Annotated in this window: 4 protein-coding genes; 3 read left to right on the top strand and 1 reads right to left on the bottom strand. The window is 74.2% G+C overall.

From position 1 onward, the window contains the following. Together ACFTZL_RS42970 and ACFTZL_RS42965 are read left to right on the top strand one after the other, a co-directional pair. The coding region (locus ACFTZL_RS42970; RefSeq protein ID WP_382595485.1) for a cupin domain-containing protein at positions 1–419 on the top strand (419 nt) is incomplete at its 5' end. After that, the gene (locus tag ACFTZL_RS42965) at positions 416–1,135 is read left to right on the top strand and encodes a helical backbone metal receptor (protein ID WP_382595482.1); all 720 of its coding nucleotides are present in this window, start codon (positions 416–418) and stop codon (positions 1,133–1,135) included. The genes ACFTZL_RS42970 and ACFTZL_RS42965, both read left to right, overlap by 4 nt. Here the strand turns inward: ACFTZL_RS42965 and ACFTZL_RS42960 are convergent. Next, positions 1,062–2,198, bottom strand: coding sequence for a TDT family transporter (locus ACFTZL_RS42960; protein WP_382595480.1), 1,137 nt, complete (start codon positions 2,196–2,198; stop codon positions 1,062–1,064). The two genes, ACFTZL_RS42965 and ACFTZL_RS42960, sit on opposite strands and share 74 nt — an antisense overlap. A 70-nt stretch (positions 2,199–2,268) precedes the next feature. On the opposite strand from ACFTZL_RS42960, the gene ACFTZL_RS42955 reads away from it, so the two are divergent. After that, positions 2,269–3,204 carry a LysR family transcriptional regulator gene (locus ACFTZL_RS42955; RefSeq protein WP_382595477.1) on the top strand — a complete coding sequence of 312 codons (936 nt, stop codon included), beginning with the start codon at positions 2,269–2,271 and terminating at the stop codon, positions 3,202–3,204. Positions 3,205–3,376: the final 172 nt, after the last annotated feature.

Below are 3,376 nucleotides of genomic sequence, written 5' to 3'. Positions count from 1 at the left end.
GCCGAAGCTCCCTGGAGAAGGTCGCCGACGCCCTGCGCACCACCGCCGTGGAGCTCCTCGCCGCGGCCGACCCGGCGTGCAGCGTCGACGTCGTCCGAGCCGAGGGCGCCGAGCCGATGCCCCAGCCCCGGACCCGGTCGCTGGTGCGCGGCCACCACCAGATGCACGCCTCCGAGTTCATCGGCGACCATGACGCCGGCCGTGAATTCCAGCACCGCAACGACCAGTTGATGTACGTCGCCGACGGCGCTGTGGAGATCGAGGCGGAGGGCCGCGCCTACCGGCTCGGCCGCGGCGACACCCTGTACCTCACCGGCGGCGTACGGCACCGCTGGCGGGCCACGGAATCGGACACCCGCGTGATCGTCGTCGCCGTGGCCGAGCACATCGAGGCGGTCCGGGACCGGCCGCGCCGGTGAGGGTCGTCTCCCTGGTCCCCTCGCTGACCGAGGCCCTGGCCAGGTCCGCGCCCGGCGCCCTGGTCGGCGCCACCGACTGGTGCACCCATCCGCCCGGCCTGGACGTCGTACGCGTCGGCGGCACCAAGAACCCCAAGCCCGACCGGATCGTCTCCCTCGCCCCCGACCTGGTGATCGCCAACGAGGAGGAGAACCGCGAGCCCGACCTCGCGGCCCTGCGCGCGGCGGGCGTCGAGGTCCTGGTGACGGAGATCCGCGACGTGCCGGGGGCCTTCCGGGAACTGGCCCGTGTCCTGGACGCCTGCGGGGTGGCGGCGCGCCCGCGCTGGCTGGACGAGGCGGAGCACACCTGGTCGTCCCTGCCGCGGCCGGTGAACCGCCTGACGGCGGTCGTGCCGATCTGGCGCCGCCCGTGGATGGTCCTGGGCCGTGACACCTTCGCGGGCGACGTCCTGGCCCGCCTCGGTATCGACCACGTGTACGCGACGCACCCCGACCGCTATCCCCGTATCCCGCTGGAGGAGTTGCGCGCCGCGGCGCCGGACGTGGTGATCCTCCCGGACGAGCCCTACCGCTTCACCGCCGACGACGGCCCCGAGGCCTTCCCCGGCCTGCCCTGCGCGTTCGTCAGCGGCCGGCACCTCACCTGGTACGGGCCGTCGCTGGCCGAGGCGCCACGGGTGCTGGACCGGGCCCTGCGAGCAGCTCGCCCCTGACCAGCCCGCGTACAGTGCCCGCGGCGGCGGCGCCCCACGCGACGACCAGCACCGCGTACAGGACGACCGCCGGCCCTTCGTAGGCCATGAGCCCGGTGTGCCGGCCCAGGGCCCCGGCGCCCGTGACACAGGTGCCGACCGGGAAGGTGAACGACCACCACGTCATCGCGAACCGCATCCCGTGCCGCCGGGCGCGCAGCACATGGACGGCGGCGAGGCAGAACCACAGCAGCGCGAACCCCATCACCGGCACGCCGTAGAGCACGGCGAACACACCGAAGCCCTGGCTGTACGGGGCCGGTACGACTCCGGGGGCGGTGTCCGCGAACGCGCCGACGGCGGTCGTGGACTGCCCGAGCGGCCCCAGCACCAGGAACAGCGTGGGGGTGAGGGCGAGAGGCAGCGGCCCGCCGGTGAGCAGCCGTCCGAAGACCAGCGGCAGCATGACGAGCGTGGCGAGCAGACTGAGCCCGAACAGCGCGAAGCAGACCAGAAGCAGCGTCTCCCGGGCCTGACCGGGAGGCAGATGAGGAACCAGCAGCGGCCCGACGGCGGCCGACACCATGGGCGCGACCAGCGGCAGCAGCCAGACGGGGGTGGCCTGTCCCGGCTCGACCCGGTGCCGTACGGCCATCAGATACGGCACGGCGACGGCGGCGGCCAGCCCGAGAGCCGTACCGGCACTGAACAGCACGGCGTCGAGCGCGACGGCCGCCCGCACGCCGATCACGTCCCGGCCCACGGTGAGAGCACCGCCGCCCACGGAGAGCAGTGCCATGGCGAGACAGCCGTAGAAGGGGGCCGTCGCCGGGTCGAGGAGATGGGCGCGGGCCTGGTCCCGGTGGTGGACCCAGTGCACGGCCCGGGCCCCGAGCAGGGCCATGAGCAGGACGAACGCGAGGGCCCAGACACCGGCGAGCACGGGGCGCAGCCCGGGAAGGTGCGACGGCAGGGCGGCTCCGGCGGTGGCGACGACGGCGGTGCCCATGACGGTGGCGTACCAGTTGGGCCCGAGATGACGGACCGACACGGGGTACGCGAGGGGCTGGGCTGCGGTGACCATGACTCCACGGTCGGTCCGCCGGAGCCGTACCACCAGGGAGTATGCCTCTATGGCGACATAAGCTGGGTTTATGAGCAGGACGGATGAGCAGGGTGACGTGCCGACCGCCGGGACCGGGTCCCTGGCGCACCGGGTGCCGGATCTCGGCGGGCTGGAGCTGCTGTTGGCGGTGGCACGGCTCGGCAGCCTCGGCGGGGCGGCGCGGGAACTCGGCATCACGCAGCCCGCGGCGAGCAGCCGGATCCGGTCGATGGAGCGGCAGCTCGGCGTGGCGCTGGTCGACCGTTCGCCCCGGGGGTCCCGGCTGACGGACGCCGGTGCGCTGGTGACGGACTGGGCGCGGCGGATCGTCGAGGCGGCGGAGGCGTTCGACGTGGGGGCGCAGGCGCTGCGCGACCGCCGTGACTCGCGGTTGCGGGTGGCGGCGAGCATGACCATCGCCGAGTATCTGCTGCCGGGCTGGCTGCTCGCGCTGCGCGCCCAGCGGCCCGACACGGCGGTGTCCCTGCACGCCGGCAACTCGACGGTGGTGGCGGAACGTCTGCTGTCCGACGAGGCGGATCTCGGGTTCGTGGAGGGGCTGTCGGTTCCGACGGGACTGGACTCGGTGGTCATCGCCCACGACCGGCTGATAGTGGTCGCGGCCCCCGGCCACCCGTGGGCCCGCCGCCGACGGCCGCTGGCGGCGGAGGAGTTGGCGTCGACGCCGCTGATCCTGCGCGAGAAGGGTTCGGGCACGCGGCAGGTCCTGGACGCGGCGTTGGGGGGACTGGCCCGGCCGCTGATCGAGTTGTCCTCGACGACGGCGGTCAAGGCGGCGGCGGTGAGCGGGGCGGGGCCGTCGGTGCTGAGTGAACTGGCGGTGCGGGAGGAGCTGGCGATGCGGCGGCTGGTGAGTGTGCCGGTGGAGGGGGTGGCCCTGGCCCGGGATCTGCGGGCGGTATGGCCCACGGGGCATCGGCCGACTGGCCCGGCCCGGGACCTGCTGTCGCTGACGCGGGGATAGTTCTCGCCCCCGCCGCCCCTACCCGTCCCATCTTCCAGGGGGCTCAGCCCCCTGGACCCCCGATCGGCCTGAACGGCCTCGTCCTCAAACGCCGGACGGGCTGAGGGGGCGAGCCCGGCTTCTTGGCTGACCGTGTCGGGTGGTGGGGGGGCATAGGCCGGGGGTCCAGGGG

It is taken from the genome of Streptomyces sp. NPDC056948 (genome assembly GCF_042674225.1).
In the GTDB taxonomy this organism is placed as follows: domain Bacteria; phylum Actinomycetota; class Actinomycetes; order Streptomycetales; family Streptomycetaceae; genus Streptomyces; species Streptomyces purpurascens.
This window is presented reverse-complemented; position numbering and strand designations above follow the sequence as displayed.